Annotated in this window: 26 protein-coding genes; 21 read left to right on the top strand and 5 right to left on the bottom strand. The window is 38.3% G+C overall.

Features of this window, described 5'->3' with window-relative positions:
* Positions 1-128 precede the first annotated feature (128 nt).
* Positions 129-1,124 carry an NADPH:quinone oxidoreductase family protein gene (locus tag Q5760_RS24800; protein ID WP_428910161.1) on the bottom strand — a complete coding sequence of 332 codons (996 nt, stop codon included), beginning with the start codon at positions 1,122-1,124 and terminating at the stop codon, positions 129-131.
* Between the two features lie 486 nt (positions 1,125-1,610).
* Here Q5760_RS24800 and fdhD point away from each other — a divergent pair, with 486 nt between their 5' ends.
* From fdhD to Q5760_RS24725, 15 genes are all read left to right on the top strand, one after another.
* Positions 1,611-2,393, top strand: coding sequence for a formate dehydrogenase accessory sulfurtransferase FdhD (fdhD, locus tag Q5760_RS24795; protein WP_428910160.1), 783 nt, complete (start codon positions 1,611-1,613; stop codon positions 2,391-2,393).
* A gap of 87 nt (positions 2,394-2,480) precedes the next feature.
* Positions 2,481-5,456 (top strand): formate dehydrogenase-N subunit alpha, encoded by a 2,976-nt coding sequence (gene fdnG / locus Q5760_RS24790; protein WP_428910159.1) that lies wholly within the window; start codon positions 2,481-2,483, stop codon positions 5,454-5,456.
* On the top strand, positions 5,456-6,277 hold the full coding sequence (locus tag Q5760_RS24785) for a 4Fe-4S dicluster domain-containing protein (RefSeq protein ID WP_428910158.1): 822 nt from the start codon (positions 5,456-5,458) through the stop codon (positions 6,275-6,277). The genes fdnG and Q5760_RS24785 overlap by 1 nt, the downstream gene beginning before the upstream one ends.
* On the top strand, positions 6,270-6,983 hold the full coding sequence (locus tag Q5760_RS24780; RefSeq protein WP_428910157.1) for a formate dehydrogenase subunit gamma: 714 nt from the start codon (positions 6,270-6,272) through the stop codon (positions 6,981-6,983). The genes Q5760_RS24785 and Q5760_RS24780 overlap by 8 nt, the downstream gene beginning before the upstream one ends.
* 174 nt (positions 6,984-7,157) lie before the next feature.
* Positions 7,158-7,964, top strand: a complete 807-nt coding sequence (locus Q5760_RS24775) for a formate dehydrogenase accessory protein FdhE (protein WP_428910156.1) — start codon at positions 7,158-7,160, stop codon at positions 7,962-7,964.
* 14 nt (positions 7,965-7,978) lie between these two features.
* A complete protein-coding gene (gene mobA, locus Q5760_RS24770) occupies positions 7,979-8,596 on the top strand; it encodes a molybdenum cofactor guanylyltransferase (RefSeq protein ID WP_428910155.1) in 618 nt (205 codons plus the stop codon).
* On the top strand, positions 8,593-9,822 hold the full coding sequence (locus Q5760_RS24765) for a molybdopterin molybdotransferase MoeA (protein WP_428910154.1): 1,230 nt from the start codon (positions 8,593-8,595) through the stop codon (positions 9,820-9,822). Before mobA ends, Q5760_RS24765 begins: the two co-directional genes overlap by 4 nt.
* Before the next feature lie 9 nt (positions 9,823-9,831).
* Positions 9,832-11,763 carry a molybdopterin biosynthesis protein gene (locus Q5760_RS24760; protein ID WP_428910153.1) on the top strand — a complete coding sequence of 644 codons (1,932 nt, stop codon included), beginning with the start codon at positions 9,832-9,834 and terminating at the stop codon, positions 11,761-11,763.
* A gap of 17 nt (positions 11,764-11,780) precedes the next feature.
* On the top strand, positions 11,781-12,251 hold the full coding sequence (locus Q5760_RS24755; RefSeq protein WP_428910152.1) for a molybdenum cofactor biosynthesis protein MoaE: 471 nt from the start codon (positions 11,781-11,783) through the stop codon (positions 12,249-12,251).
* Positions 12,244-12,474, top strand: a complete 231-nt coding sequence (gene moaD, locus Q5760_RS24750) for a molybdopterin converting factor subunit 1 (protein ID WP_428910151.1) — start codon at positions 12,244-12,246, stop codon at positions 12,472-12,474. Before Q5760_RS24755 ends, moaD begins: the two co-directional genes overlap by 8 nt.
* A gap of 3 nt (positions 12,475-12,477) precedes the next feature.
* Entirely contained in the window at positions 12,478-13,500 is a 1,023-nt protein-coding gene (locus tag Q5760_RS24745) for a thiazole biosynthesis adenylyltransferase ThiF (protein WP_428910150.1), read from the top strand.
* A 222-nt stretch (positions 13,501-13,722) separates the two neighbouring features.
* On the top strand, positions 13,723-14,820 hold the full coding sequence (locus Q5760_RS24740) for a murein hydrolase activator EnvC family protein (RefSeq protein ID WP_428910149.1): 1,098 nt from the start codon (positions 13,723-13,725) through the stop codon (positions 14,818-14,820).
* A gap of 532 nt (positions 14,821-15,352) precedes the next feature.
* Complete coding sequence (yppF, locus tag Q5760_RS24735) at positions 15,353-15,574, top strand: YppF family protein (protein ID WP_428910148.1); 222 nt, start codon at positions 15,353-15,355, stop codon at positions 15,572-15,574.
* A 491-nt stretch (positions 15,575-16,065) separates the two neighbouring features.
* Positions 16,066-16,347, top strand: a complete 282-nt coding sequence (locus Q5760_RS24730; RefSeq protein WP_428910147.1) for a YwdI family protein — start codon at positions 16,066-16,068, stop codon at positions 16,345-16,347.
* A gap of 230 nt (positions 16,348-16,577) precedes the next feature.
* Complete coding sequence (locus Q5760_RS24725; protein WP_428910146.1) at positions 16,578-16,949, top strand: DUF423 domain-containing protein; 372 nt, start codon at positions 16,578-16,580, stop codon at positions 16,947-16,949.
* Between the two features lie 91 nt (positions 16,950-17,040).
* On the opposite strand, the gene gerQ is transcribed toward Q5760_RS24725, so the two are convergent.
* Positions 17,041-17,487, bottom strand: a complete 447-nt coding sequence (gene gerQ, locus Q5760_RS24720; protein ID WP_428910145.1) for a spore coat protein GerQ — start codon at positions 17,485-17,487, stop codon at positions 17,041-17,043.
* 254 nt (positions 17,488-17,741) lie between these two features.
* The gene (gene hemQ / locus Q5760_RS24715; RefSeq protein ID WP_428910144.1) at positions 17,742-18,488 is read right to left on the bottom strand and encodes a hydrogen peroxide-dependent heme synthase; all 747 of its coding nucleotides are present in this window, start codon (positions 18,486-18,488) and stop codon (positions 17,742-17,744) included.
* A 264-nt stretch (positions 18,489-18,752) separates the two neighbouring features.
* Here hemQ and pta point away from each other — a divergent pair, with 264 nt between their 5' ends.
* Both pta and Q5760_RS24705 read left to right on the top strand, forming a co-directional pair.
* Entirely contained in the window at positions 18,753-19,730 is a 978-nt protein-coding gene (gene pta / locus Q5760_RS24710; protein ID WP_428910143.1) for a phosphate acetyltransferase, read from the top strand.
* A gap of 103 nt (positions 19,731-19,833) precedes the next feature.
* A complete protein-coding gene (locus tag Q5760_RS24705) occupies positions 19,834-20,673 on the top strand; it encodes a lipoate--protein ligase family protein (RefSeq protein WP_428910142.1) in 840 nt (279 codons plus the stop codon).
* Between the two features lie 64 nt (positions 20,674-20,737).
* Here the strand turns inward: Q5760_RS24705 and Q5760_RS24700 are convergent, their stop codons facing one another.
* Positions 20,738-21,484, bottom strand: coding sequence for an RsfA family transcriptional regulator (locus tag Q5760_RS24700; RefSeq protein WP_428910141.1), 747 nt, complete (start codon positions 21,482-21,484; stop codon positions 20,738-20,740).
* A gap of 273 nt (positions 21,485-21,757) precedes the next feature.
* On the opposite strand from Q5760_RS24700, the gene Q5760_RS24695 reads away from it, so the two are divergent.
* From Q5760_RS24695 to Q5760_RS24685, 3 genes are all read left to right on the top strand, one after another.
* On the top strand, positions 21,758-21,982 hold the full coding sequence (locus Q5760_RS24695; protein WP_428910140.1) for a DUF1450 domain-containing protein: 225 nt from the start codon (positions 21,758-21,760) through the stop codon (positions 21,980-21,982).
* A gap of 189 nt (positions 21,983-22,171) precedes the next feature.
* Positions 22,172-23,476, top strand: coding sequence for an HD domain-containing protein (locus Q5760_RS24690; protein WP_428910139.1), 1,305 nt, complete (start codon positions 22,172-22,174; stop codon positions 23,474-23,476).
* A 216-nt stretch (positions 23,477-23,692) separates the two neighbouring features.
* Positions 23,693-24,202 carry a YwgA family protein gene (locus tag Q5760_RS24685; protein WP_428910138.1) on the top strand — a complete coding sequence of 170 codons (510 nt, stop codon included), beginning with the start codon at positions 23,693-23,695 and terminating at the stop codon, positions 24,200-24,202.
* Between the two features lie 54 nt (positions 24,203-24,256).
* On the opposite strand, the gene Q5760_RS24680 is transcribed toward Q5760_RS24685, so the two are convergent.
* Complete coding sequence (locus tag Q5760_RS24680; RefSeq protein WP_428910137.1) at positions 24,257-24,442, bottom strand: 2-hydroxymuconate tautomerase; 186 nt, start codon at positions 24,440-24,442, stop codon at positions 24,257-24,259.
* A 219-nt stretch (positions 24,443-24,661) separates the two neighbouring features.
* Between Q5760_RS24680 and Q5760_RS24675 the strand changes: the two genes are divergently transcribed.
* Positions 24,662-25,327 (top strand): site-2 protease family protein, encoded by a 666-nt coding sequence (locus Q5760_RS24675; RefSeq protein WP_428910136.1) that lies wholly within the window; start codon positions 24,662-24,664, stop codon positions 25,325-25,327.
* The last annotated feature ends 53 nt before the right edge of the window (positions 25,328-25,380 follow it).

Genomic DNA, 25,380 nt, shown 5'->3' with positions numbered 1-25,380 from the left:
CATTAGAAGTAAAGATTCAGTAAAGAATATTTTTATCATACTAAAAATGAAATGAAAATGCGATACTTTCGCATTCAGGCAAAGAATAAGGCTATGCGATTTATAAATGCACAGCCTTTTAAAATACCTTAAAGTTTTACGACGAATCTTCCGCGGGCACTCCCTTTTAATAATAGAGGTAAGTGGTCAGGCAGTTCATCAAAACTGATTTCTTTTTCAATGCTTTGTAAAAGATTTGTGGAAGGTTTATACTCATTAGCCATTTTGCCCCACACTTTTATGCGAGTATCCATTGGACAAAAAACAGAGTCAATTCCTAATAATTGAATCCCTCGTAAAATAAACGGGAAGACAGTAGTGGGTACTTTAGGACCGCCAGTAAGTCCACTAACAGCGGCGGCGCCGCCATATTGAATTTTGCTTAAAATAGCTGCAAGTGTTTGACCGCCAACGGGATCAACAGCTGCCGCCCATAGTTGTTTATCAAGAGCTTTTACTTTATCACCAACGACTTCCTCACGGGAAATGATCTCAGTAGCTCCTAGGTTTTTGAGAAAATCGTGTTCAGTGTCTTTCCCTGTACTTGCAACCACCTCATAACCCTTTTTCGCTAGCATGGCAGTTGCTAGACTTCCAACACCTCCCGTAGCCCCGGTAACTAATACTTTCCCCTTATCAGGAGTTACCCCGCTTTCTTCTAATTTAAAGACGGAGAGTGCGGCAGTGAAACCGGCTGTACCATAAATCATGGCTTCCTTTAGGGTAAGGTTTTTCGGTAGAGGCAGTACCCACTGGGCAGGAATTCGCGCATATTCACTGTATCCTCCAAAGTGGCTGACTCCAATTTCATAACTTGTGGCAATGACCTCATCCCCTTCATGGAATCGAGGGTCATCTGACGAAACGACGACTCCAGCTAAATCTACGCCTGGAACAAATGGATAAGAGTGAACAATATTTCCATCAGGAATTGTCGCCAGCGCATCTTTGTAATTAATTCCAGAATAAAGAACTTTAATGAAAACCTCACCATGGGATAGTTGATCCAATGTAAGTCGCTCTATGTTAACACTAAAATCTTCCTCCGTTTTATTGACGACCAATGCTTTAAAAGAATCATTCACATCAAATTCCTCCTTGAAATGCTATGTAAAGAATTAGTATTTCTAACTAAACACAAGATTACAGAATTAAAATGAAAAAACCATAGATATTTTGTTAAAGTTGTTTATTTCAATCAACCTTCTGATAAAGAACAGAGTGTTTTATAAAAGAACCGAGAATAATGTACGAATTGCATCAACCTCAAAGGAACCATGTGAATCAAATCATTCTAGTAGATATGATTTCAAATTTTGATCACAATTCCCTTTCGAGATGTGATTTATGTTACTGTTGAAATTTTAATTAGGTATTAACATATAGACATATGGAAAAGGATATCATGATTTCCACTATTATTAGATTAATAGATATCCATTTCTAAAATAAATGTTTTAAGAAAAATGTTAGATAGGTATTTTTTAAGAACACTTCAATAGAAAGCGTTTCCATTAATAAAACCTATCATTATAACTCATTTCATTTTCTTAATGAAAGTGGTGGAAGATATGAACAACAAGGGGTGTCCGGAAGAATATCCAATTACTCTAAAGGTAAACGGATATGAAGTAGCGGTATTTCAGTTAACCAATCAAGATCTGGAGGACTGGACATACGGGTACTTGTTTTCTGAAGGGTTAATAGAAATTGCGAGTGATATCGTCACGCTTAAAGTGGATGAAGAATACGGGGAAATCCGCGTTGAATTAAAGAATGATATTGATGCAGAAAAAATGTTAAACAAGAAAAAGCATTACACGGCAGGTTGCGGAAGAGGAGTAACCTTCTTTTCAATGACAGATGTGAAATCGTTTAACAAAATTTCAAATGATAAGAAATATAAACTTAGTTATCTATTAAAAAAACAGGCTGAGTTTGCGAGGAACTCTCCGTTATACCTTGAAACAGGCGGTATGCATGGGGCGTGCATTCTCGATGAAGAAACAGGGGCAATGGTCATTAAAGAAGATATTGGGCGACATAATGCTGTAGATAAAGTCATTGGATATGCGGTTAGTAATCAATTAAACCCAGATTCTCTTGTTCTTCTAACAACAGGAAGAATCTCATATGAAATGCTTTCAAAAGCAGCAAAGTTTGGTTTTGCAATAGTAGGTTCTAGAACCGCTGCGACTAAACAAGCAGTCCAGTTAGCTAAGTATTTAAATATAGAAGTTGTTGGATATTTACGAGGAAAAATGGCCATTACCTATACAACTAAAGGTAGGGTCATTGATGATGTTAGCAATTCTAGTGTGGGGGCTAAACCAAATCTAATGGTTTTATCATAAAAGAAATCGCTGTCAGTTAGTTTGATGGTGATACCCAAAAGATTTACGCAAAAGAAAGAAATAACTACAAGTTAGGGGGAAAGAAACATGGAAATAACCAGAAGGAAGTTTTTGAAAATCTCTGGTGCCATGGCAGCTACTTTAGCGGTTGCAGAGCTTGGTTTTGATGACAAAAAAGCAAAAGCAAAAGCAAGTACGTTTAAAATCGCTGAGTTAACACCAACTCCGACCATCTGTCCTTATTGTTCGGTTGGCTGTGGAATTCTAGTATATGCTAGCAAAGATGATGTCATCTACACGGAGGGAGATCCAGATCACCCAATCAACGAAGGTACATTATGTAGTAAAGGTACAACCATCCGTCAGCTTTACACAACAGAAAAACGGATCACTACACCTTTATACCGTGCACCAGGAAGTGACAAATGGGAAGAAGTTGACTGGGAATTTGCATACGATAAAGTCGTAAAAAATATTAAAGAATCACGTGACAGAGGTATGATCCATCAAGAAAACGGTGTTGTTGTAAATAGATTAGATAATATCGCCTATCTTGGCGGGGCCGCATTAGATAATGAAGAATGTCACCTTAACCATAAATTATTCCGTGCAGGACTTGGATTATCATTCATCGAACACCAGGCCCGAATATGACACAGTTCAACGGTTGCCGGTCTGGCACCTACGTTCGGTCGTGGAGCAATGACAAATCACTGGAACGATCTTCAATACGCTAACGTTCTATTAGTATTAGGATCAAACCCTGCGGAAAACCATCCAATAAGCTTTAGATGGATTTCAAAAGCACAGCAAAATGGCGCAAAATTAATTACAATTGACCCTCGTTATACGAGAACAGCACAAATGTCAGATTACTATGGGCAACTTCGCTCAGGAACAGATATTGCGTTCGTAGGCGGGATGATTAAATATATTCTTGACAACAATCTTTATCACAAAGATTATGTTGCAAATTATACAAACGCAGCCTTAATTGTTGATGATGCTTATTCATTTGAAGATGGTATGTTCAGCGGTTATGATGCAAAGACGAGAAAATATGACAAGTCATCATGGACTTACAAAACCGATGAAGAAGGCAATGTTCTAAAAGATCCAACTTTACAAGATCCACGATGTGTATTCCAATTAATGAAAAAACACTATGATCGTTATGACGTAGATACAGTTATTGGAATCACAGGTACAGACAAAGAGACTTATTTAAAAGTTTGTGAGGTTTTCGGCTCTACTGGTGAGGTAGGTAAAGCTGGTACCATCCTTTATGCAATGGGTGGAACACAGCATACAGTAGGTTCTCAAAACATTCGTATCTATGGAATCATTCAATTACTTCTGGGTAACATTGGTATTTCCGGCGGTGGAGTACAAGCATTACGTGGTGAATCAAACGTTCAAGGTTCAACAGACTTCGGTCTTCTTTACCACAACGTACCAGGATATATGAATACACCAACTATTAATACGCCAACTTACCAAGAATTTTTAGATAGTATTACACCAAAATCAGGATATAAAACAAATCATCCGAAGTTTTTCACAAGTATGTTGAAATCCTTCTATGGTGACAATGCGACTGCTGAGAATGAATTTGGCTATCACCTCATGCCAAAACTTGCAAAAGGCAGAAACTATTCTTATTTAAGATTGTTTGATGCCATGTACAACAAAGAATTAGAGGGTTTAATCCTTTACGGTTCCAATCCAGTTGTTGGAGGACCAAACTCAGGTGCATCACAAAAATCAATGGCTAACTTAAAGTGGATGGTTGCGATTGACTTAATGGAAACAGAAACAGCTGCATTCTGGCAAAAAGAAGCTGGTTCGGACCCAGCATCAATCCAAACAGAAGTAATCTTCTTACCAGCATGCTCATCATTTGAAAAAGAAGGTTCAGTTACAAACTCTGGTCGTTGGATGCAATACCGTTGGCAAGCACTTCCACCAAAAGGTAAATCAAAAGCAGACTTAGAGATTACGCATGAAATCGCGCTTCGCTTAAAAGAGCTTTATGTAAATAGCACAAAGCCTCAAGATGCGCCAATTAAAGCGTTAACTTGGAACTATGGTCCAGGACATCACCCTGATATTGACCTAGTTTGCCGCGAAATTAACGGCTATGATACAAAGACAAAACAACAAATTAATGGCTTTGGTAATTTGAAAGATGATGGAAGTACAGCATGTGGTAACTGGATTTATTGCGGATTCTACCCTGAAGAAGGCAACTTATCAAAACGCCGTGATAATACAAATGAAGGTATGAGTAACTTCTTAAATTGGTCATATGCATGGCCAGCTAATAGACGTATTTTATACAACCGTGCAAGTGCAGACTTAAATGGTAAAGCATGGAGTAAAGATCGCGTTGGAATTCAATGGGATGCGGTTCAAAGTAAATGGGTTGGTTACGATGTTCCAGACTTCGTAGCTACAAAAGGTCCAGATGATCCAACGTTTAATGACCCATTTATCATGCAAGTTTCAGGTAAAGGGGATCTCTTTACTGCTGGTATGAATGAGGGACCATTCCCAGAGCACTATGAACCTTGGGAGTTCCCGTTAGAAAACCAAATTTCCAGTACACAATTTAATCCAGCTGTGCCATTTGGTGAAAAGAAATTAGAAACAAAAGGTGAATTTAAAGATTACCCAATTATTGCGACAACCTATCGTGTATCTGAACACTGGCAAACAGGTTCAATGACAAGAAGCGTTCCATGGCTTGCAGAACTTGTTCCGCATATGTTTGTTGAAATCAGTGAGGAGTTGGCGAAAGAAAAAGGTATTAAAAATAAAGATACCATTATCATTTCAACAGCTCGTGGTGAAATTGAAGCTTATGCGATGGTTACAAAACGCTTTAAGCCATATAAATTAAAAGGAAAAACCGTTCATCATATTGGTATGCCTTGGCAGTTTGGCTATAAAGGAATTGCTACTGGGGCAAGCGCCAACCGTTTAACTCCACATATTGGGGATGCGAACTCATTTATCCCTGAATACAAAGCATTCCTATGTGATGTAAGGAGGTCGAAATAATGGGTGAGTTTGTAAAATTCGTAGACGTAACGAAATGTGATGGTTGCCGCGCTTGTATGGTTGCATGTAAGAATTGGAACGATCTTCCGGCTGAGCCGGAAGAGTTCCATGGAAGTATTCAATCCCATGAAGCCCTTACAGCCAATACTTGGAATATTATCACATATGATGAGCATGAAAGATCAGATGGTGGCTTTGACTGGTTATTCCGTCATGCAGCATGCTTACACTGTACAACGGCTGGATGTGAACTCGCTTGTCCAGAAAATGCGATCAGCCATACTGAATTCGGCTCAGTTGTTATCGATCATGACTTATGTGTGGGTTGTGGATACTGCGTTCAAGGTTGCTACTTTGATGTTATTCAGCTTGCCACTTATCAAGATAAGAATGGTAAAGAATATCGTCTTGCTCAAAAATGTGACCTTTGTACAAGTCGGTTAGAAAATGGTAAGCAGCCAGCGTGTGTTACAGCATGTCATACAGACTGTCTTGTATTTGGAGATAAGCAAACTGTATTACGTGATGCTGAGGCACGTTTAGCTAAAATAAAAGAACGTTATCCAAATGCAAACATTTATAACCCGCCTGGAATTGACGGCACAGCTACTGTTTATTTATTAGCAGAAAAACCATCTGTATATGGACTTCCTAATGATCCACAAGCAAAACTTTCTCAAGTTATTTGGAAAGACATTGCACAACCAGTAGGTAAATTAATGGCTGGAGCAACAACTGCTGGTATTTTAGCGGCGATGGCTGTACAAGGTGCGTTAAAACTGAAGAATAGAGGAAAGGAAGGTGAAGATCATCATGAGTAATCGCAAACCTAAAATTCAAAATGGCAAGGTCAAACGATTTTCAATTCACTTTATGATTTTTCACTGGGGTTATGCACTTGCATACTTTACACTCTATTTAACAGGCTTAGCGATGTACACAGAGTTTTTTGACTGGTTATATGTATTATTCGGTGGACCAGCAATCGCGCGTTTAATTCATAGAGGGGCAGCAATTGCGTTTGTATTGTTTCCAATCTATATGTTAATTTTTGACAGAAAAAGTATGTTCCACTGGCTAAAAAATGCATTTAAATGGGGAAAACACGATATTAAATACCTAATGAACTTCCCGTTAGATATGTTTGGCTTTAAAACTAAAAATCCACCACAAGACTTTATCAGCGGTGGGGAAAAAATGAACTCTTTAATGCAAATCTTTACATTCTTTATGTTTGTTGCTTCAGGTGTAGTAATGTGGGTTCCACAGTATTTCCCTGGTTGGGCGATCGACTGGTCATATCCTATGCATAACATTGCTTTAGGTTTATCTTTCATGGTTGTTATTGGACATATCTACTTGTCTAGTAAAAACCCATCTTCTAAGGCATCCCTTGAAGGTATGACTACAGGCTATGTTTCCGAAGACTATGCAAAACATCACCACGGAATTTGGTATGATGAAGTGAAAGCAGAAGATGAAGCTTTAGCTAAAGAAGAGGAAGAAAAACGAAATAAAGGTGCATAATAAGAAATAAACAGAAAGAGAGGCTGACTCAAAGGATATATAGTGTCAGACCCCACAGTGCAATAAAATCATATCAAGGGCATTATTTATATGATATGGTTGTCATGTGGAGTTTGACTTCCTTGAGCCAGCCTCCTTTCCTATTTCTTTATTACTATCCGTGAGGTGAATATAATGAAAACAAATGTAATCAGTCCTGAGTATTTAAAGCTCCAGGAGGATATTTCGAAGGTAAATAAGGCTGGACTTGAAAGATTGTCACAGCAAGAGATTGTTATAAAGAAAGATTCCAATATAAAAGGTTATCCCCTTCTTCCACAACAAGAATTACATATAAATGTAAGGGATTACCGCTCTTTTATTGAGGACCTTATTCATATTATTCAAGATAACATTGCAGAGTCTGCACAAGAGTTAGATAAACTGAAGACGGTATTAGACGATGAGTGCTTGGAAAAGTGGGCAAAGGAAGCCATTGCGGTAAACTCATACTACTTTTCAGATTTTGCGAAGGAACACGACCTTCCGGAATGGCTCCCTTTATTTATTGCAGAGAGTGCCGTACGACCATTTATTCAAAAGGCTACACAAGAGTTAGAAGAACAAATCACAGTGGAGAAAGGGCATAAAGGATCTTGTCCTGTTTGTGGAGAACCACCTAGACTTGCCGTGATTAATAAAGAGGGTAAAAAAGAAATAACATGCCCAAGATGTCACTTTTCTTGGGAAGAGAAGAAGATAAGCTGTGCACACTGTGGAACAGAAGAACCAGGCCAAGTAATCGTGTTAAGGGTTGAAGATGATGATAGCGCTGAAATTTATGCATGTAAATCTTGCAAGGGGTATACTAAGCTTATTGATATTCGAAAATTACTGAAGGTGTCATCACCAGAAATTTTAGACCTAAAGACCATTCATTTAGATTATATTGCGCAAGAACATGGTTATGGATTTATCGAGGACGAAGAAACTTCTCACTAAGAGGTGCTTTATTAATGATGAAAACGACAGGCATTATTTTAGCAGGCGGGAAATCAAGTCGGATGGGGACGAATAAAGCTTTGCTTACGATTGAAGGAAAGACGGTGATTGAAAGGATTGTTGGACAAGTTGAGCAAATCGTAGACCAATGCATCATTGTCACCAATCACTTTCAAGACTATAAATTTCTACAGCTTCCAATGGTGGAAGACAAGTGGAAAGATATGGGTCCCCTTGCTGGAATTGAAGCGGGTTTAACGTCTTCGCAAACAGAAAACAATTTAATTGTCGCCTGCGACATGCCTTTTATTTCGATAGATACGGGTAAGTACTTACTTACCCTTTTAGAGTATTATCAAGCAGTTGTGCCAGAAGTAAATGGACAGCTGCACCCCCTATTTGCAGCCTATCGAAAATCAATTGTTCCAGCGGTTACAACGTCACTTACTGAGAATAATCTGCGTATAAGACAACTTTTACATACGATTCATGTTAAAATAGTAAAGAATCAAGATTTAGATTCACAAGGAATCTCGACGGATGATCAATACTATTTTAATATGAATCATCCAACTGAATATCATAGAGCAATTGATTTTGTTAAGACAAAAGGTGGTGTACGTGAATCATGAGATTTTTCCAAGTAAAATCGGTAGAGGAAACGTTTTCGCTGATTGAGGAAATGATAAAACCTTTATCAGAAAGAATTGTTTTGCCTTTACATAAAGCCTTAAATTACATTTTGGCAGAAGATATTAGGGTAAAGGAAAATGTACCAGGATTCCGTCGATCTTCTGTGGACGGATATGCAGTTAAGGCTGTTGATACCTTTGGCTCTTCTGAAAATATGCCTGGGTTTCTATCAGTGATTGGTGAAGTGATGATGGGAGAGGCACCTGAAAAGGGGATAAGTGCTGGAGAAACGATGTACGTTCCTACAGGAGGCATGCTTCCAGAAGGTAGTGATTCGGTCATCATGATCGAACACTGTGAAGATTTAAGTGGTCTTCTTAATTTATATAGACAGGTTGCACCAGGAGAAAATGTCATTTCAATTGGTGAAGACTTAAAAGAAGGAGAACTCCTATTAACAGCTGGATCAAAACTACGTCCACAAGAATTAGGGGCACTTGCTTCACAGGGAATTACAGATGTTACAGTTTATCGTAAACCTGTGATTGGGTATCTTTCAACAGGGGACGAAATTGTTCCAATTGAAACAAAGGAGCTTCAAATTGGACAAGTTCGAGATATGAACGGAATCACCATTGGTGCTCTTGTTACGGAGTGGGGCTGCGAATTTCTTAATGGAGGTATTGTCGAAGACCAACGCGAGGAATTGGAGCGAGCAACAGAGGAAATGCTTAAAAAGACTGATTGTTTAATACTTTCAGGCGGAAGTTCAGTGGGAACGAAGGATTACTCCGTTGAAGTGATTGATTCGTTAGGAGAACCAGGGGTTTTTGTTCATGGTGTTGCTATTAAGCCAGGGAAACCAACGATTCTTGCATCTGCAAATGGTAAGCCAATTATAGGACTTCCAGGTCATCCTGCTTCAGCGATGATTATTTTTTATCTTTTTGGAAAAGCGGTTTTACATAGATTACAAGGTTGGAATACAGTTGAACTGAATTTGGCAAAAGCGATTGTAACAAAGAATTTACCTTCTACTCCTGGAAGAACAGACTATATTCGAGCACGGATTTATTTTGAAAATAACCAATGGTATGCTGACCCGATTATCGGAAAATCAGGGTTGATTTCAACACTCGTTAAAAGTGAGGGAATGATCGAAATCCCTTCAAACAGCGAAGGAATCTTAAAAGGTGATACGGTGTCAGTAAGATTATTTGGATAGGTGATAGAGATGAATCGATCAAAATATAAACGTAAAATCTATTTGCAAGATACACCAAGGGAAGAGGCATTACAAGAATTATTGAATAACTTTCATCCTCAGCGGCAGGTAGAAACGATTCCAAGTACAGAAGCATTAGGGAGAGTGACGGCGGCGCCAATATTCGCAAAAATGTCGAGTCCTCATTATCATGCTTCTGCTATGGATGGAATTGCTGTTAAAGCAGAGGATACATTTACTGCACATGAACAAAACCCTGTTCACCTTAAATTAAATGAAAGCTTTGTATATGTGAATACTGGAAATGAAATTCCCGCACCCTATAATGCGGTGATTATGATTGAGCATATACAAGAAATCGATGATGTGACAGTTGAAATTATTGAACCTGCTGCACCTTGGCAACATATTCGACCAATAGGTGAGGATATTGTCCAAGAGGAAATGCTTTTTCCGCAAGGTCATAAAATCCGTCCAGTTGATATTGGTGTCCTTTTAGCTTCACAACGAATTGAAGTACCTGTTGTGAAAAAGCCAGTGGTTTCAATCATTCCAACGGGAAATGAATTAGTATTTCCAGATGGAGAAACCCCTCCAGGGAAATTAGTAGAGTTTAATGGATCGGTGATGGCAAATTATATTCATGAATGGGGCGGAGAACCGCTTTTATCATCCATTATTAAGGATGACCCAGATGCAATGAAAGAAGCCTTGCTTCAAGGGGTTGAACATTCAGATATCGTGGTCATCAATGCGGGATCTTCTGCTGGTTCTGAAGACTATACGGTTCATATTATTGAGGAACTAGGCGAAGTCTATACACATGGCGTGGCGACAAGACCAGGGAAACCTGTTATTCTAGGCAAAATTAAAGATAAATTAGTTATTGGAGTTCCAGGATACCCAGTATCTGCTTACTTGGACTTTGAATGGTTTGTTCAGCCATTGGTTTGCGATTATTTACAGATTCCAGTACCAAAACGACCTAAGTTGAAGGTTAAACTAGGAAGACGGATTGTTGGAACAATGGGAGCGGAGGATTTTATCCGAATGAGTATTGGATTTGTAAATGGAGAATATGTTGCCAATCCGTTACCTCGAGCTGCCGGCGTTACGATGTCACTTGTAAAAGCAGATGGCATGCTTTTGATTCCGTCTCATTTACTTGGTTTTGAACAAGGCGAAATGGTAGAAGTCGACTTACTAAAGCCGATTGATGAAATAAGCCAAGCCATTGTGTTTAATGGCAGCCATGATCTTACAATTGACATCCTTTCTTCTCATTTGAAAAAGAACAATCCAAATTCAAAAATTATTTCTTCTCATGTTGGTAGCATGGCTGGTTTAATGGCCATTAAAAAGGGTGAAGCTCATGTAGCAGGTACCCATTTATTAGATCCTGAAACTAATACGTATAATATCCCTTATATTAAAAAGTTTTTAGCAGATAAAGAAGTCGTTCTTTATCCATTTTTAAAGCGAAAACAAGGTTGGTTTGTCGCAAAGGGAAATCCACTTGGGATAGAGAATATAAAAGATATCGCGAATCTAAAGGCTGATTTTGTAAATAGACAAAAGGGAGCGGGTACGAGGATTCTATTTGATCTATTATTAAAAGAAGCAGGTTTATCCACTGAGGATATTGTTGGATACAGACGAGAAATGTTTTCGCATTTAAGTGTAGCCGCTGAAGTGAAGGTTGATGAACATGCGGTAGGCTTAGGAATTTACTCTGTTGCGAAAACGATGGATATTGATTTTATTCCAGTGTCAGATGAAAGTTATGATTTATTGATGACGAAGGAATTTTTTGATAGTGAACAGGGGAAAGAGCTACTATCAGTGATCCAAAGCAAGGACTTTAAACAAGATGTTGAAGCCATAGGTGGTTATGAGGTAGTTGATCATCCAGAACCTATTTTCTTTGGCAATGAATCTTAATCTTTGGGGGTGTCAAAATGGTAAGGTATTATGAGATTTCACAAGACCCGATCAATATACAAGAGGTCATTGATAAAGTAGTTCAACGAGAGGCTGGCGCGATTACTACATTTATTGGTACGGTTAGAGAACTAACGTATGGAAAGAAGACGCTATATCTGATTTATGAAGCATATGAAGCAATGGCTGTTAAAAAACTGGAGCAAATTGGTCGTGAAATTGAAGAGAAATGGCAAGGCTCTAAAGTAGCGATAACCCATCGAGTAGGTAAATTAGATATTACAGATGTGGCTGTTGTCATTGCTGTTTCAACCCCACACCGCCCAGATGCTTACGAAGCCAATCGTTATGCCATAGAAAGAATTAAGGAAATTGTCCCTATCTGGAAGAAAGAGCATTGGGAAGATGGCGAGGAATGGGTTGGAAATCAAAAAGAAACGGTTGCCTATCCAACTGGAAAACCTGAGGAGGCTGATTTACATGAATAAAGTACTCTTTTTTGCTCATTTACGTGATACAGTCGGTCAAGACCATGTAGAGGTTGAGGCAAACGGGCTAACCATTGCTGATTTGAAAAAACAAATGGCTGAAAGATACGAGCTAAAGCTTGATAATATTATGGTTTCTGTGAATGAAGAATTTGCGGAAAACGATGAAGTGATTAAAGATGGAGATGTTATTGCCTTTATTCCTCCAGTTAGTGGTGGTTGATCTATGTTTGAACGATACTCCCGACAGATGTTATTTTCACCAATAGGTAAAGAGGGACAGGAGAAAATCCGGTCAAAGCATGTCCTCATGATAGGAGCCGGGGCACTTGGCTCGAGTAACGCGGAAATGTTAACGAGAGCTGGCGTTGGTGCCATTACGATCGTGGACCGAGATTATGTGGAGGAGAGTAATCTCCAACGACAACAGCTTTATACGGAGCAGGATGTCGAACAAAAGCTTCCAAAAGCAGCGGCGGCTGAAAAACGTTTAAAACAAATTAATTCAGATGTTGTCATACATGCAATTATTGGCGATGCGAATCCAGAATTGCTTGAAGAATTAGCGCGTGGCAAGGATTTAATCATTGATGCTACAGATAATTTTGAAACAAGACTAGCGATTAATGATGTATCGCAAAAGCTTAATATTCCATGGATATATGGCGCGATTGTAGGAAGCTTTGGAATGAGCTTTACCATCATCCCTGGAAAGACACCATGTCTTAATTGTTTACTAAAATCAATGTCGATGGGTCAAGGAATGACGTGTGATACAGTCGGGGTGATTTCACCTGTTGTTGGAATGGTTGTGGCTCATCAAGTGGCTGAAGCATTAAAAATCTTAGTTGAAGACTGGGATGCGGTTCGAACCACTCTTGTGAGCTTTGATTTATGGCGAAATCAATACTCAAGCATGAAAATGACAAAGGCGAAGGATGAATCTTGCTTATCATGTGGTCACAACCGGACCTATCCATTTTTAGATCGAGAAAATTTAACGAAGTCAACTGTTCTTTGTGGTCGCGATACAGTACAAGTTCGACCTCCTTCACCACTCCAAATTTCATTGGAGGAGTTGTCACGTCAATTAACAGCCATTGGCTATGAAGTTAAAGGAAATCCATATTTGTTATCGGTTGAAACCAATAAAGAAAGAATGGTCATTTTCAAAGATGGACGTGCCCTTGTTCATGGCACAAAAGATTTAACAGCGGCAAAAACCTTGTATAATAAAATATTGGGATAATGAACCTAATTAGGAGTACGACAACTTTAGTCGTGCTCTTTTTTTATATTTATTACAGTTTGTAGTTATTTTGTAATATAAATGAAAAGAAATAGGTCTATTATTCTACAATATTCGATGTTATCCTAATAGAGGATTTTAAAAAATGACAAATTACGACATATATATAACTATTAATCATCCAGTTATTTTTATACATAGGTTGGCAAGGAGCGGAAAATCTTGAAGAAAACAGTTATGGGAATAATACTGACAGCATCATTAGGAATCGGTGGAATCTTTGGTGGCGGAACCCCTGTTCAAGCTGATGAAGTTTCTACTATAAATGGAGAAATTAATAAATTGGAAGACGAATTGAAACAAGCGTCAAATGAATTAAAGGACCTATCCGAAACGGTGACGCAAACTCAATCAAAAATAGAAAAGAAGAATCAAGAGATTAGAGATACAAAAACTGAAATTGAGAGTCTTCAATTAGAAATAGAAGAAATACAAAAACGAATTGAGGCACGGAATGTTGTCTTAAAAGATCGTGCGCGGTCTCTACAAGAAACTGGCGGTACGATTAGCTATTTAGAAGTTATCTTAGGAGCGCAAAGTTTTAGTGATTTTATTAATCGTACTGAAGCGGTAGCTACGATCGTTTCAGCAGATAAGGATATTCTTACAGAACATAATTTAGATATGGAGCGTGTCAGTCAAGCGAAAGCTGAGATCGAAGACAAGCTTCAATCATTAGAAACAATGCTTTCCGATTTAAAGCAGTTGGAAGAAGAAACAAATGCAAAGATGAAAGAATTAGAGGATAAAGAGAGTAAGCTTCAAGCCGAAGTGAAGGAATTAATGGATGAAAAAGAAGAATTGCTTGCAGCAAGCAATGTTTCACAGCAAATTGTCCAAACATCACAGAGTACCTCTTCATCAGCTCCACCAGCTACTTCCGTACAGGGAAATGGTGAGTTTGGTTGGCCTGCAGTAGGTGGAATTATTACTTCTTACCAAGGTCCACGATGGGGTAAGTTCCATAAAGGAATTGATATAGCTGGCGTATCAAACAGAGCGATTTTAGCAGCAGATGGTGGTACAGTAGCAGTTGCTGGATGGCATAATGATTATGGTAATTATGTTAAAATTAATCATCCGAATGGTTATACAACTCTATATGCCCATATGTCTTCGTTAAATGTTTCAGCAGGACAATCTGTATCAAAAGGAACACAAATCGGAGTAATGGGGTCTACAGGTCGATCAACAGGTATGCATTTACACTTTGAAGTCTTAAAAAATGGTAAACTTATAAATCCAATGAGTGTTCTTTAATAGTAAAGCGGCAGCTGGTATCCAGCTGTCGCTTTTGCATGTTAAGAAGATAAAAATAGTTGAACCCAGATTATTGTCTAGTTCTAGGGGCTACCCCTTGAGGTCATAAGTTTTGTCAGGGCTTCAGCCTAAAGGAATGGTTTAATCAGGCTCTGAGTGATTAAGCCAATTCATCAAGAAGATGAAAGAACAATCTTCATGAAAGATTTTTATGTGCTATGCCTAAGGATGAATACTATCTTAAGTTTTACTCACAGGAACAAAAGGCTTTTTGTTCTGAAGGAGTTACCAATTATCTTATTAATCGTTCGACACTTTCCTTCAATAAACTCTTTTATTAGAAAAGTTAAAAAACGGGAAATCTGGTCATATCAACAATTAACTTGTATGCATGAATAGAAAAATCGATAATAATGTAAAAACATGTCGTTAGTTTGAATTTTTTAAAAATAAACAGAATAGTCTTCACATGATATACTTTCTTTTAGAAATATGGCAAAACAATGAACGGGAAAGAGGGAGGTTTTAATAAATGTTAAAGAGTTTAGAAAGTCATTTTACAAAGGAAAAAAAGCGTAATCCAATACATGTTAATGAGCTACTAGATTTTTTACAAAAGCGGTACATATCTGGGGAATTATCGATTGTAGAATATAAAAAGTTCTTCTCAGAGTTAGATAAGCGTAATGCAGAAAAACCAACCTCTTATATTATTGGCACTCATTCATATAATAACATTTATATTCCAGGTTAAATTACAGAAAGATCGGACTGTCTTATAAGTGCATAGCACTTTGCATATCAGACAGTCCTTTTATTTTGCATTGAGGACGTGCATTTTTTGCTGAAATAGGTTGTCTTATTTTGAATGTTTCACGTGAAACATGTCAAAAATTTATAAAAGCGATCTATATTCTGCTGGTGAAGAAAGTTTAAGATAATTGTAGTAAGAAAATTGTCTAGCTACAGCGGCTAACTCCTAGTGGACTTCCCACTTCTTCCGCAACGATTGCGTCAACATCGATTCGAACTAGCGTGCTCATCGTGTTTCCTTTATCTCAAGGTGGAATATCGACTAAAGACCGCCACGTCCTGTGGCGAACGTCGATGTCAGCACATCTTGTGCAAGTCAGTCCATACGGAGATGGGTCAGTGCTTCCGCTTTTCAATGCATTTTAGCTGTTATAAATAATTCCTTCAGGTAAAATATAAGAAAAGAAAGGCAAAGAGCTCTTGGAGGTAAAAATGAATATTTCAGTAGAAAAGTTGCTGCAAAAGATGGAGGAAAAGTTAAACGAAGCAAAACAATCAGGCTCAGATGTTGTCATCCGTGAGCGAGTTCATGCCATAAAAACAATGTGTGAGCTAATTTTAGACGAGCCCGCAACTTCATCAAAAGGATCAACAACATCTCAATCGACGGGTACTACACCTACCTATGCTAGTGTTACGGGAGCAACTTCCAATCAACCAGCACGATTGATCATTGATGAAGAATCAAATGGGGAGTCGATTTTTGATTTTTAACGTCCTTCAGTAGAAGTCTTTAACGATTATAAGTGGCTAGATGAATGCAAGCTTCTATCCATTCAGTGGGGGTTCAAACCCCGGTTGAATGAAGTAGAAGTCTCTGGCGGATGTCTCGGATTTTTTTAAAGTAAATTTCTCGAGCGAGCTCAGAGATTGTATTCGGGCGCAAATTCGACGGACGAATTTGATTAGTGGTTTCTTACAAATAGACCAAAGGGGGAGAGAGCGTGAAAATCTTTATTGTTATTGGGGCAACCCTTGCAGGGCTTTCGGTTGCTTTTGGAGCGTTTGGTGCCCATATTCTTGAAAGAATCCTTGAACCAAAATATTTAGATATATGGGGAAAAGGGGTTACCTACCAAATGCTACATGCAGTTGGAATGATTTTGGTAGGAATATTATTGGGGAAAACACCTGGTAATTCATTGCTGACTTGGTCTGGTTGGCTTATGTTTATTGGGGTACTTTTATTTTCTGGTAGCTTGTATGTATTAAGTGTAACAAAGATTAGTATGTTAGGAGCGATTACTCCGCTAGGTGGCGTTTCTTTTATCATTGCATGGATTCTAATTATTGTTGCAGCAGTTAAATTTTTATAATAAAAAGGGAGTTGACGATGATGTCAAACTCCCTTTTTGCAAGTTTTTTAGATTGGTTTCTAGCTCCTAGTGTGCTTTCCGTTTTCAATATTTATCTTGGTGGTTGAGTGGTTAAGCCACCAGTACTAAAGGACGGCTGATATTCAATTTCTTCGTTGAATGTAACAAAGTCAAGGTAGACCATTGGCAGTAAAAGTCTTTGACCTGTTTCAGGGTCACTGAGAATTAAGTGATCTCGTCCTGCTGCTTCAATAATACCCACCCATGTTTTGGCATTCCATTGACTATTATTTTCAAATGTCGCATAAACAGTCGCAAGCTTCCCTTTATTCAAACGAAGGATATTCTCGATATAAGACTGTTCAATTGGCAACATTCCCATCGATCCTGGTGCTCCAGTTGGTGTCATTCCACTTTGTGGTACAGCACCTGCCTGTGGAAATTGAGGATATTGAAATTGCGGGGCTACTGCTGGTTGCATAGGACCAGCCCCTCCATAATACGGATTTTGTGTGCCTTGTTGATAATATTGACTCATTTAATTCCCTCCCAATTTTCCAATTGCAAGTTAGAAAAGCCCTTTGTCATATGATGAAATAAATAGATACCATTATTTAACTCCAAAAGTCTAGATTCTAACCTGTCTTCTCAATAAAAAACTCAAGTAATAAAGACTACTCACTAAATAATGAATATGGAAAGAGGGGATTAATTATGACAAAAATGCAGGAGGTTTATAAATTGTTTACACGGAGACAAAAAAGTGACGTCAAAGACGCCACTCTCTATAAATTAAACTTCTAGAAATGGTCGGATTTTTTCGTCTGAAAGGATGTTCCCTACGAAGAAAGCACCGAATTCTCCATATCTAGCGCTAACTTCATCAAAACGCATTTCATATACAAGCTTTTTAAATTGAAGGACATCGTCTGCGAATAAAGTAACGCCCCATTCGTAATCATCAAATCCGACGGAACCTGTGATAATTTGTTTAACCTTTCCTGCATATTGACGACCAATCATCCCATGACTTCTCATCAATTCTTGACGATCTGCCATTGGTAGCATATACCAATTATCGTTGCCTTGACGGCGCTTATCCATTGGATAGAAGCATACATGATTCGCTCTTGGTAAGGTCGGATAGAGTCTTGAACGAATATGTGGGTTTTGATAAGGATCTTCATCTTCTGATGCAAGATAATTACTTAATTCCACGACAGATACATACGATCCGGTTGGAATGGTATATTCGGCAAATTTAGTTTTATTAAACTCTGTTTCCAATTCATTTAATTCTTCCATCGTTGGACGAAGCGTCATGATCATAAAATCTGCCTTTTGGCCGACGATTGTATATAAAGCATGACTTCCGTTGTTCTCACTTTGAGTTTGATTCATCTTATCTAAAATCTTTAAAAATTCTCCAATAGCCTCTTCTCTTTCTTCAGCGGATAATGTTTTCCAAGAATTCCAATCCACTGTGCGGAAATCATGTAGGCAGTACCAGCCATCTAGTGTTTTTGCAGCTTCACTCATTACCAACACTCCTTATATTCGCATTCTTTTAACATTACTATAGCATAGTTTTTCCATAACCTCATGAAAGAAACCTCAAGGTTAGCTAGTTCGTGTCTTTTGAATAGTGTTGGCTAAATTAGAGAATAGTAAAAGAGTAGATGCGGGATGTTTTTTTGCAAACAATCGGAATTATAAAACTTCTCGCAAATTAGGTCGTATTTTGTTGAATTTTTATGTTGGTAGAGTATGCTAATAATGGAAATGAATTTAGGAGGTACCATGATGAGTGACTTATTTACAGGTTTAAAAGAAAAAATCACTGGTAAAAATGTGAAAATTGTTTTTCCAGAAGGTTTAGATGAAAGAGTATTAGCTGCTGCTGGTCGTTTAGCACAAGAAGGGGTATTAACACCGATTATTGTTGGGAACATTGAACAAGTAGAAGCAAAAGCAAAAGAATTGAATGTTTCTTTGGATGCAGCTGAAATTTACGATCCAGCTAGCTATGCACAATTTGACGAATTAGTAGCTTCCTTTGTTGAACGTCGTAAAGGAAAAGCAACAGAAGAAGATGCACGTAAGATTTTATTGGATGAAAACTATTTTGGCACGATGCTAGTTTATACAGGTAAAGCTGATGGTCTAGTAAGCGGTGCCGCACATTCTACAGCAGACACCGTACGCCCAGCCTTACAAATTATTAAAACAAAACAAGGGGTTAGCAAAACATCGGGTGTATTCATCATGGCTCGTGAAGATGAGAAATATGTATTTGCTGATTGTGCGATTAATATTGCGCCAGACAGCAATGATTTAGCTGAAATTGCCATCGAAAGTGCTAAAACAGCGGAAATGTTTGATATTGAACCACGTGTTGCGATGTTGAGTTTCTCAACAAAAGGGTCAGCTAAATCTCCTGAAACAGAAAAAGTTTCAAATGCGGTTGAAGAAGCAAAGAAACGTGCGCCACAATTAGTCGTTGATGGGGAATTCCAATTTGACGCGGCCTTTGTTCCATCTGTTGCAAAAAGTAAAGCTCCGGGTTCTGTTCTTCAAGGAGATGCGAATGTATTTGTATTCCCTAGCCTTGAAGCGGGTAATATCGGTTATAAAATTGCTCAACGTCTAGGAAACTTTGATGCAGTAGGTCCAATTTTGCAAGGACTTAACGCTCCAGTAAATGACCTTTCTCGCGGATGTAACGAGGATGATGTTTATAAATTAGCGTTAATTACTGCGGCACAAGCGTTAATAAAATAATATATGTAGAGAGCTGGTCTAGCTTGCTAGACTGGCTCTTTTTATGTATTGGAATCCTCGTGATATAATGGTGTGTAGGAAAATCGAATTCAAGGAGAAGCAGATGGTGAAAAGTCATGAATTATTAGTCCAAGACCATTGGAGGGTCATCGATCAATCCTCTTCAGGTTTATATAACAGAGCTCTTCAGTCATTTGGAATGGATGACACTCTTTGTGCATCCGTAGGTAAAGGATTGTCGCCTGCGACAGCAAGAGCATGGGTACATCAAAATACCATTGTATTAGGAATCCAAGATACAAAACTTCCTTTTTTACAAGAAGGAGTCGACTTTCTAAGAGAAAACGGATATGACGTGATTGTACGGAATTCAGGTGGACTAGCGGTTGTTCTTGATGAGGGAGTATTAAATCTATCACTCGTTTTTCCTGAGGAAGTAAAAAGGATTGATATTAATCGCGGCTATGATGCGATGTGGGAACTTGTTAAAGAGATGTTTCGTGACTTTGATCAGGTTATTGAAGCACGAGAAATTGTTGGTTCCTACTGTCCTGGAAGTTATGATCTTAGTATAGATGGGAAAAAGCTTGCTGGAATTTCGCAGCGGCGAATCCGTGGCGGAGTGGCCGTCCAGATCTATCTTTGTGTCAATGGCAGTGGCAGTGAGCGAGCGTCATTGATTAAAACATTTTATGACCGAAGTATTAAGGGAGCAGAAACGAAGCATATTTACCCGAAAATTGTTCCAGATGTCATGTCATCGTTGTCAGAGCTTCTTTCTACTCAACTGACCATTGCTGACGTCATGATGCGATTTTTAAAGGTTCTACAGAACAAGTCGGATAGGCTAACAATGGAGTCGTTATCAACGGAGGAAGTTTTGCTGTTTCCAGATTATCTAGAAAGAGTTATAGAGAGAAATGATAAAGTATTAGAACACTAAAAAAGGTCGCAAATGTTTGCGACCTTTTTTTACGAAGGATATGCTGCCAATCTTCCTCTAATGGCTATTCAGCGACTTTTTCTAGGTTCCCGTTTCGATCCATTTTAAAAGTAGTCGAGGAACGGTCTTCTTCCTCAAATACGGCTAGCTTGCGGGCACGATTCATGATTTTCATCAACGTTTCGTAGTCCTCCTGCATGATGCCTGTATTCTCTTCCATTTCCTCTAATTTCTTTTGAAGATCTTTATTCTTTGCTCTAGCATCCGCTAATTCGCGCTTTAATCTTTCATTCTCCGTTTTTAAAATATCAAGCTGTAGATTAGAACGTTTTAAGTTTTCTAAATAGGTAATTACATAATCAATGGAACCTGGATCCGTTGAAACCGGTGTAGGATTCACTGTGTTTGTAGTTGGGGTTGCAGCAATTTCCTCACTCATTTCAACATTTGTGTTTTGATATTCTTGTATTTCTGTAGGCATTTGAATTTCCGTTGTAGTAGAAAGGGAATCCATTTCTTCCATACTAGGTTGCGGCGGAGAGTATAATAGTTTCTTCTTTCCACCTTGGTCTTTACCTAAAATCCGTTGTCTTTGTTTCCGTTGCTTTTTGGCGAGCTGTAGTGCTTTTTCATAGTTATGCCTTACAACGGCATTCCATCTGAAGCCACAAGCCGCGGAGGTTCTATTAAGCTTGTCCCCAACTTCCTCAAATGCATTGAGTTGTGTACTTCCTTCTCGCACATGTCTTAGTACAGTTTCAGCTAGCAATAAATCATTCTCTTCTGTCCATGCATCTTGTCTTACTTTCAATTTCTTCAACTCCCGTAATGATTAGTTTTATTTATAAAAAGATTGCGTTAATTTCATCATGCCCATCTTATTGATTTCTTATACAAGGTGATTAAAAGGATAGTAGATTTTACAATTAAAATTTTTTAACTATCATCATGCTTTGACTTTGTCAACTTGCAATTAAAAACATAAAGCTGTAAAATACCTCATAGTGAAAATAGATGTTAACACTAGTATTAACCTTTTAATAGAAGAGTATGTTAGAACATAGAAGGGGATGTAAACGTAAAAATGGCAACTGAGTTTCGTGTCTGCGATGATTGTCAGGCAGTGAATTTAAAAACATTAATCCCGTTATTAAAGAAAATAGATCCTGAGGCAAAAATTGAGATAGGCTGTCAATCTTATTGTGGACCAGGGCGTAAAAAAACCTTTGCGTTTGTTAATAATAGACCACTCGCGGCTTTATCAGAGGCGGAGCTTGAAGAGAAAATCTGTAAAAAGTTAAACAAATAATAAACTTCCATATTATGGGGGTTTTTCCTCTACCTTGTACAATGTTTATTCCTGACCCTATATGTATGTCACAAGCAGCTCGGATTTGTGAGTGGATGTGCTATTTTCTTCTTTTGTCGATTTTTGGAAGGAATTGTGGGCTGGTTGGAGAATTAACATAGGTATGATCTAAATGAAAGAGGGAAGAAAATGGCCTATGCAGAGGAAAAACTATCAGAAGAAAAGGTATTTAAAGACCCTGTACATCGTTATGTGCATGTGCGCGACCGTGTCATCTGGGACTTAATTGGGACAAAAGAGTTTCAACGGTTGCGAAGAATCAAGCAGCTAGGAACCACATATTTAACCTTTCATGGTGCTGAACACAGTCGATTTAACCACTCTCTAGGAGTATATGAAATTATACGCCGGATTGTGGATGATGTATTTGAAGGGCGACCTGATTGGAACCATGATGAACGTCTACTTTCCTTATGTGCCGCACTTCTCCACGATTTAGGACACGGGCCCTTTTCGCACTCCTTCGAAAAAGTATTTGGATTGGACCATGAACAATTTACGCAAGCGATTATTTTAGGAGCTACTGAGGTAAATGCTGTTTTACAAAAGGTTGATCCCGACTTTCCTAAGAACGTAGCAGAAGTCATTGCGAAAACATATAAAAATAAATTAGTTGTTAGCTTGATTTCCAGTCAAATTGACGCTGACCGGATGGATTACTTGCAGCGGGATGCTTATTATACAGGTGTAAGCTACGGGCATTTTGATATGGAACGAATTCTGCGGGTCATGAGACCGCGTGAGGACCAAGTGGTCATTAAGAAGAGTGGAATGCATGCGGTAGAAGACTATATTATGAGTCGTTATCAAATGTATTGGCAAGTCTATTTCCACCCTGTGACACGCAGTGCAGAGGTGATTTTAACAAAAATCCTACACCGAGCGAAGGCGCTCCATGAACAGTATTATTCCTTTAAGTCACATCCCATCCACTTTTATTCTTTATTTGAATCAGAAATTACCCTTGAAGACTATTTAAAATTGGACGAGTCTGTCATTCTTTATTATTTCCAAATGTGGCAGGATGAGGATGATCCGATTTTAAGTGATTTATGTCGTCGCTTTGTGAATCGAAATTTGTTTAAATATGTTGAGTTTGATCCGGCTAAAGAATATCGCAAGGTCGTTGAGCTATCGTCATTGTTTCAAAAAGCTGAAATTGACCCAGATTATTATTTAGTTGTCGATTCTTCTTCAGACTTACCCTATGATTTTTACCGTCCAGGTGAAGAAGAAGAACGTCTGCCGATTGGATTACTGATGAAAAATGGAGACATCCATGAGCTTTCAAGAGAGTCAGAGATCGTGGATGCCATTTCTGGAAAAAGAAGAACCGATCATAAATTGTATTTTCCTGTTGATGTGTTATACGATCATCGTTCGAAAAGAAATATTAAAAAGCAAATCCGTGAAATGCTGGATTTAAAAGATTAGCTGTGTTAAAGGATCATGTTGATTTTGGATTTACTGTTGATTGTTGTAGAATACACGATGACTATTCGTGTGAGCGGGACAGGTAAGACACCGTAAATATGGTGTGTCACGGTGGTCTAGGCATAGATTGAGCGGATAGAGAAGGGCTTAAACGAAAATCAACACCCAAGTTTAACATGGTCAAAAGACTAAGGATTCGGAGTAGGAGTTGAACCCATGTTAGAGGATCATACTAAAATCATGCATGCGATCGCAGAGTCTGGTGAGATTATTGGCAGAAAAAAACTGCAAAAAATGATATACATTGCAAAAAAACTAGCATTCCCATTTGGAGAAAAGTTTAACTTTCATTTTTTTGGCCCTTATTCTGAAGAATTAACACTTCGAATTGAAGAACTTTGTAATATGGGATTTTTGAATGAGGTTAAGGAAAAAAAGGGTGGATATTACCAATATCGTTATACGTTAACGGAAGACGGACAGCAATTTTTAGCGCTCAATAAAATGGATATCCCTCATTTACAAGAATGCATGACCGATATGAACGATCAAAATGCCAGATTCCTCGAGCTTGTATCTACGATTTTATATTTTCATAACTTACCGAAAGAAGAAGTCCAAGAAAAAGTGTTTACTCTAAAAAGTAAACAACGTTATACGGTAGAAGAAGTGGATCAGGCCTATGAATATATTGATTCTTTGAAAGAAAAAGCGCCGATTGCTTGATAAAAAAGGAGTCCGATATCTATGCTTAGTAGATAATGGACTCCTTTTTAGTTATTATTGATCGCTAAGGCGTTTACCCCCGGTTGCATAATTGCTTTTGCTCATTTCTTCAATGAAGACGGTTACTTTTTCTGAAGTAGCACCTGTTGTTTCAACTACTGCTTGAGTTACTTTTTCAACGAGTGCTCTTTTTTGCTCCTCTGTTCTTCCTTCAAGCATTTTAACCGTTACATATGGCATTGGTTTGGACCTCCCATTGATCTTAAGTTTTTGTTGACTAGCTCTAGTTTTCCATAAATATATTCAATACGCAAGTCGGAATCACCTGTGTTTGGATAGATGAAGTTCACTATGAAATGAACCTTCATTTTTCACTTTATCTTAAGGATCATGTATAATTTTGATTAGACTAACTCAAAAGAATAGGCAACTACAAGTAAACACGAAGGAGTTTTTCGTTTGGACGGATTCTCACAATTTTTAGCTTATCCATTGGAACAGATCCCGTATGTAGCAATCACGCTTATTATTGCTTTTTCGGTTCATGAATTTGCCCATGCATTTACAGCATGGAAATTTGGTGATGATACTGCCAAGAATCAGGGCAGACTGACATTAAACCCAATGTCCCATTTAGATCCGTTCGGGACGATTTTAATTTTTATTGCTGGATTTGGCTGGGCCCGCCCTGTTCCGGTGAATCGCTTTTACTTTAAGAAACCAAGAATGGCAGGGATTTTAGTTTCATTTGCTGGACCGCTTAGCAATCTGATTCTCGTTTGCCTAGGTTTCATTATTTGGTATGTCTTATTAGCTTCAGGGGTTGCAGCGAGTTTACCGGCATTCGTTCCAGACTTTGTTAATGTCTTTATAGGGTTGAATGCTATGCTATTTGTGTTCAATTTAATTCCTTTACCACCGCTGGATGGATATCGTATAGTAGAGGATTTGGCGCCAATGAATTTACGTGCTAAGATGACCCAGTATGAACAGTATGGAACGTTAATTTTCTTAATTCTGGTGATTACCCCTCTTGACGCATATACCATTCACCCAATTTTTAACACTGTGCTACCATGGGTAGTCGGTGGATTGAGCGACTTTTTCTATGGATTGTTCTTTTAAAGTTCGATGTTGAAATTAAGCATGTATAGTGTTGGGGAATTTTAAAATGGGAT

The sequence above is a fragment of the Niallia sp. Kr1 genome, from assembly GCF_050389805.1.
GTDB lineage: Bacteria > Bacillota > Bacilli > Bacillales > Cytobacillaceae > Bacillus_BD.
Note: the sequence above shows the minus strand (reverse complement) of the source record. Positions and strands in the feature narration are given on the sequence as shown.

What these genes read in the sequence shown, in the direction of transcription:
- hemQ (WP_428910144.1), bottom strand. Translation starts at nt 18,488, where the DNA reads ATGAGTGAAGCTGCAAAAACACTAGATGGCTGGTACTGCCTACATGAT.
- mobA (WP_428910155.1), top strand. Translation starts at nt 7,979, where the DNA reads ATGATGAAAACGACAGGCATTATTTTAGCAGGCGGGAAATCAAGTCGG.
- gerQ (WP_428910145.1), bottom strand. Translation starts at nt 17,487, where the DNA reads ATGAGTCAATATTATCAACAAGGCACACAAAATCCGTATTATGGAGGG.
- Q5760_RS24785 (WP_428910158.1), top strand. Translation starts at nt 5,456, where the DNA reads ATGGGTGAGTTTGTAAAATTCGTAGACGTAACGAAATGTGATGGTTGC.
- Q5760_RS24690 (WP_428910139.1), top strand. Translation starts at nt 22,172, where the DNA reads ATGGCCTATGCAGAGGAAAAACTATCAGAAGAAAAGGTATTTAAAGAC.
- fdhD (WP_428910160.1), top strand. Translation starts at nt 1,611, where the DNA reads ATGAACAACAAGGGGTGTCCGGAAGAATATCCAATTACTCTAAAGGTA.
- Q5760_RS24680 (WP_428910137.1), bottom strand. Translation starts at nt 24,442, where the DNA reads ATGCCATATGTAACGGTTAAAATGCTTGAAGGAAGAACAGAGGAGCAA.
- Q5760_RS24780 (WP_428910157.1), top strand. Translation starts at nt 6,270, where the DNA reads ATGAGTAATCGCAAACCTAAAATTCAAAATGGCAAGGTCAAACGATTT.
- Q5760_RS24685 (WP_428910138.1), top strand. Translation starts at nt 23,693, where the DNA reads ATGTTAGAGGATCATACTAAAATCATGCATGCGATCGCAGAGTCTGGT.
- Q5760_RS24730 (WP_428910147.1), top strand. Translation starts at nt 16,066, where the DNA reads ATGAATATTTCAGTAGAAAAGTTGCTGCAAAAGATGGAGGAAAAGTTA.
- Q5760_RS24775 (WP_428910156.1), top strand. Translation starts at nt 7,158, where the DNA reads ATGAAAACAAATGTAATCAGTCCTGAGTATTTAAAGCTCCAGGAGGAT.
- Q5760_RS24765 (WP_428910154.1), top strand. Translation starts at nt 8,593, where the DNA reads ATGAGATTTTTCCAAGTAAAATCGGTAGAGGAAACGTTTTCGCTGATT.
- Q5760_RS24745 (WP_428910150.1), top strand. Translation starts at nt 12,478, where the DNA reads ATGTTTGAACGATACTCCCGACAGATGTTATTTTCACCAATAGGTAAA.
- moaD (WP_428910151.1), top strand. Translation starts at nt 12,244, where the DNA reads ATGAATAAAGTACTCTTTTTTGCTCATTTACGTGATACAGTCGGTCAA.
- pta (WP_428910143.1), top strand. Translation starts at nt 18,753, where the DNA reads ATGAGTGACTTATTTACAGGTTTAAAAGAAAAAATCACTGGTAAAAAT.
- Q5760_RS24705 (WP_428910142.1), top strand. Translation starts at nt 19,834, where the DNA reads ATGGTGAAAAGTCATGAATTATTAGTCCAAGACCATTGGAGGGTCATC.
- Q5760_RS24755 (WP_428910152.1), top strand. Translation starts at nt 11,781, where the DNA reads ATGGTAAGGTATTATGAGATTTCACAAGACCCGATCAATATACAAGAG.
- Q5760_RS24695 (WP_428910140.1), top strand. Translation starts at nt 21,758, where the DNA reads ATGGCAACTGAGTTTCGTGTCTGCGATGATTGTCAGGCAGTGAATTTA.
- Q5760_RS24760 (WP_428910153.1), top strand. Translation starts at nt 9,832, where the DNA reads ATGAATCGATCAAAATATAAACGTAAAATCTATTTGCAAGATACACCA.
- yppF (WP_428910148.1), top strand. Translation starts at nt 15,353, where the DNA reads ATGTTAAAGAGTTTAGAAAGTCATTTTACAAAGGAAAAAAAGCGTAAT.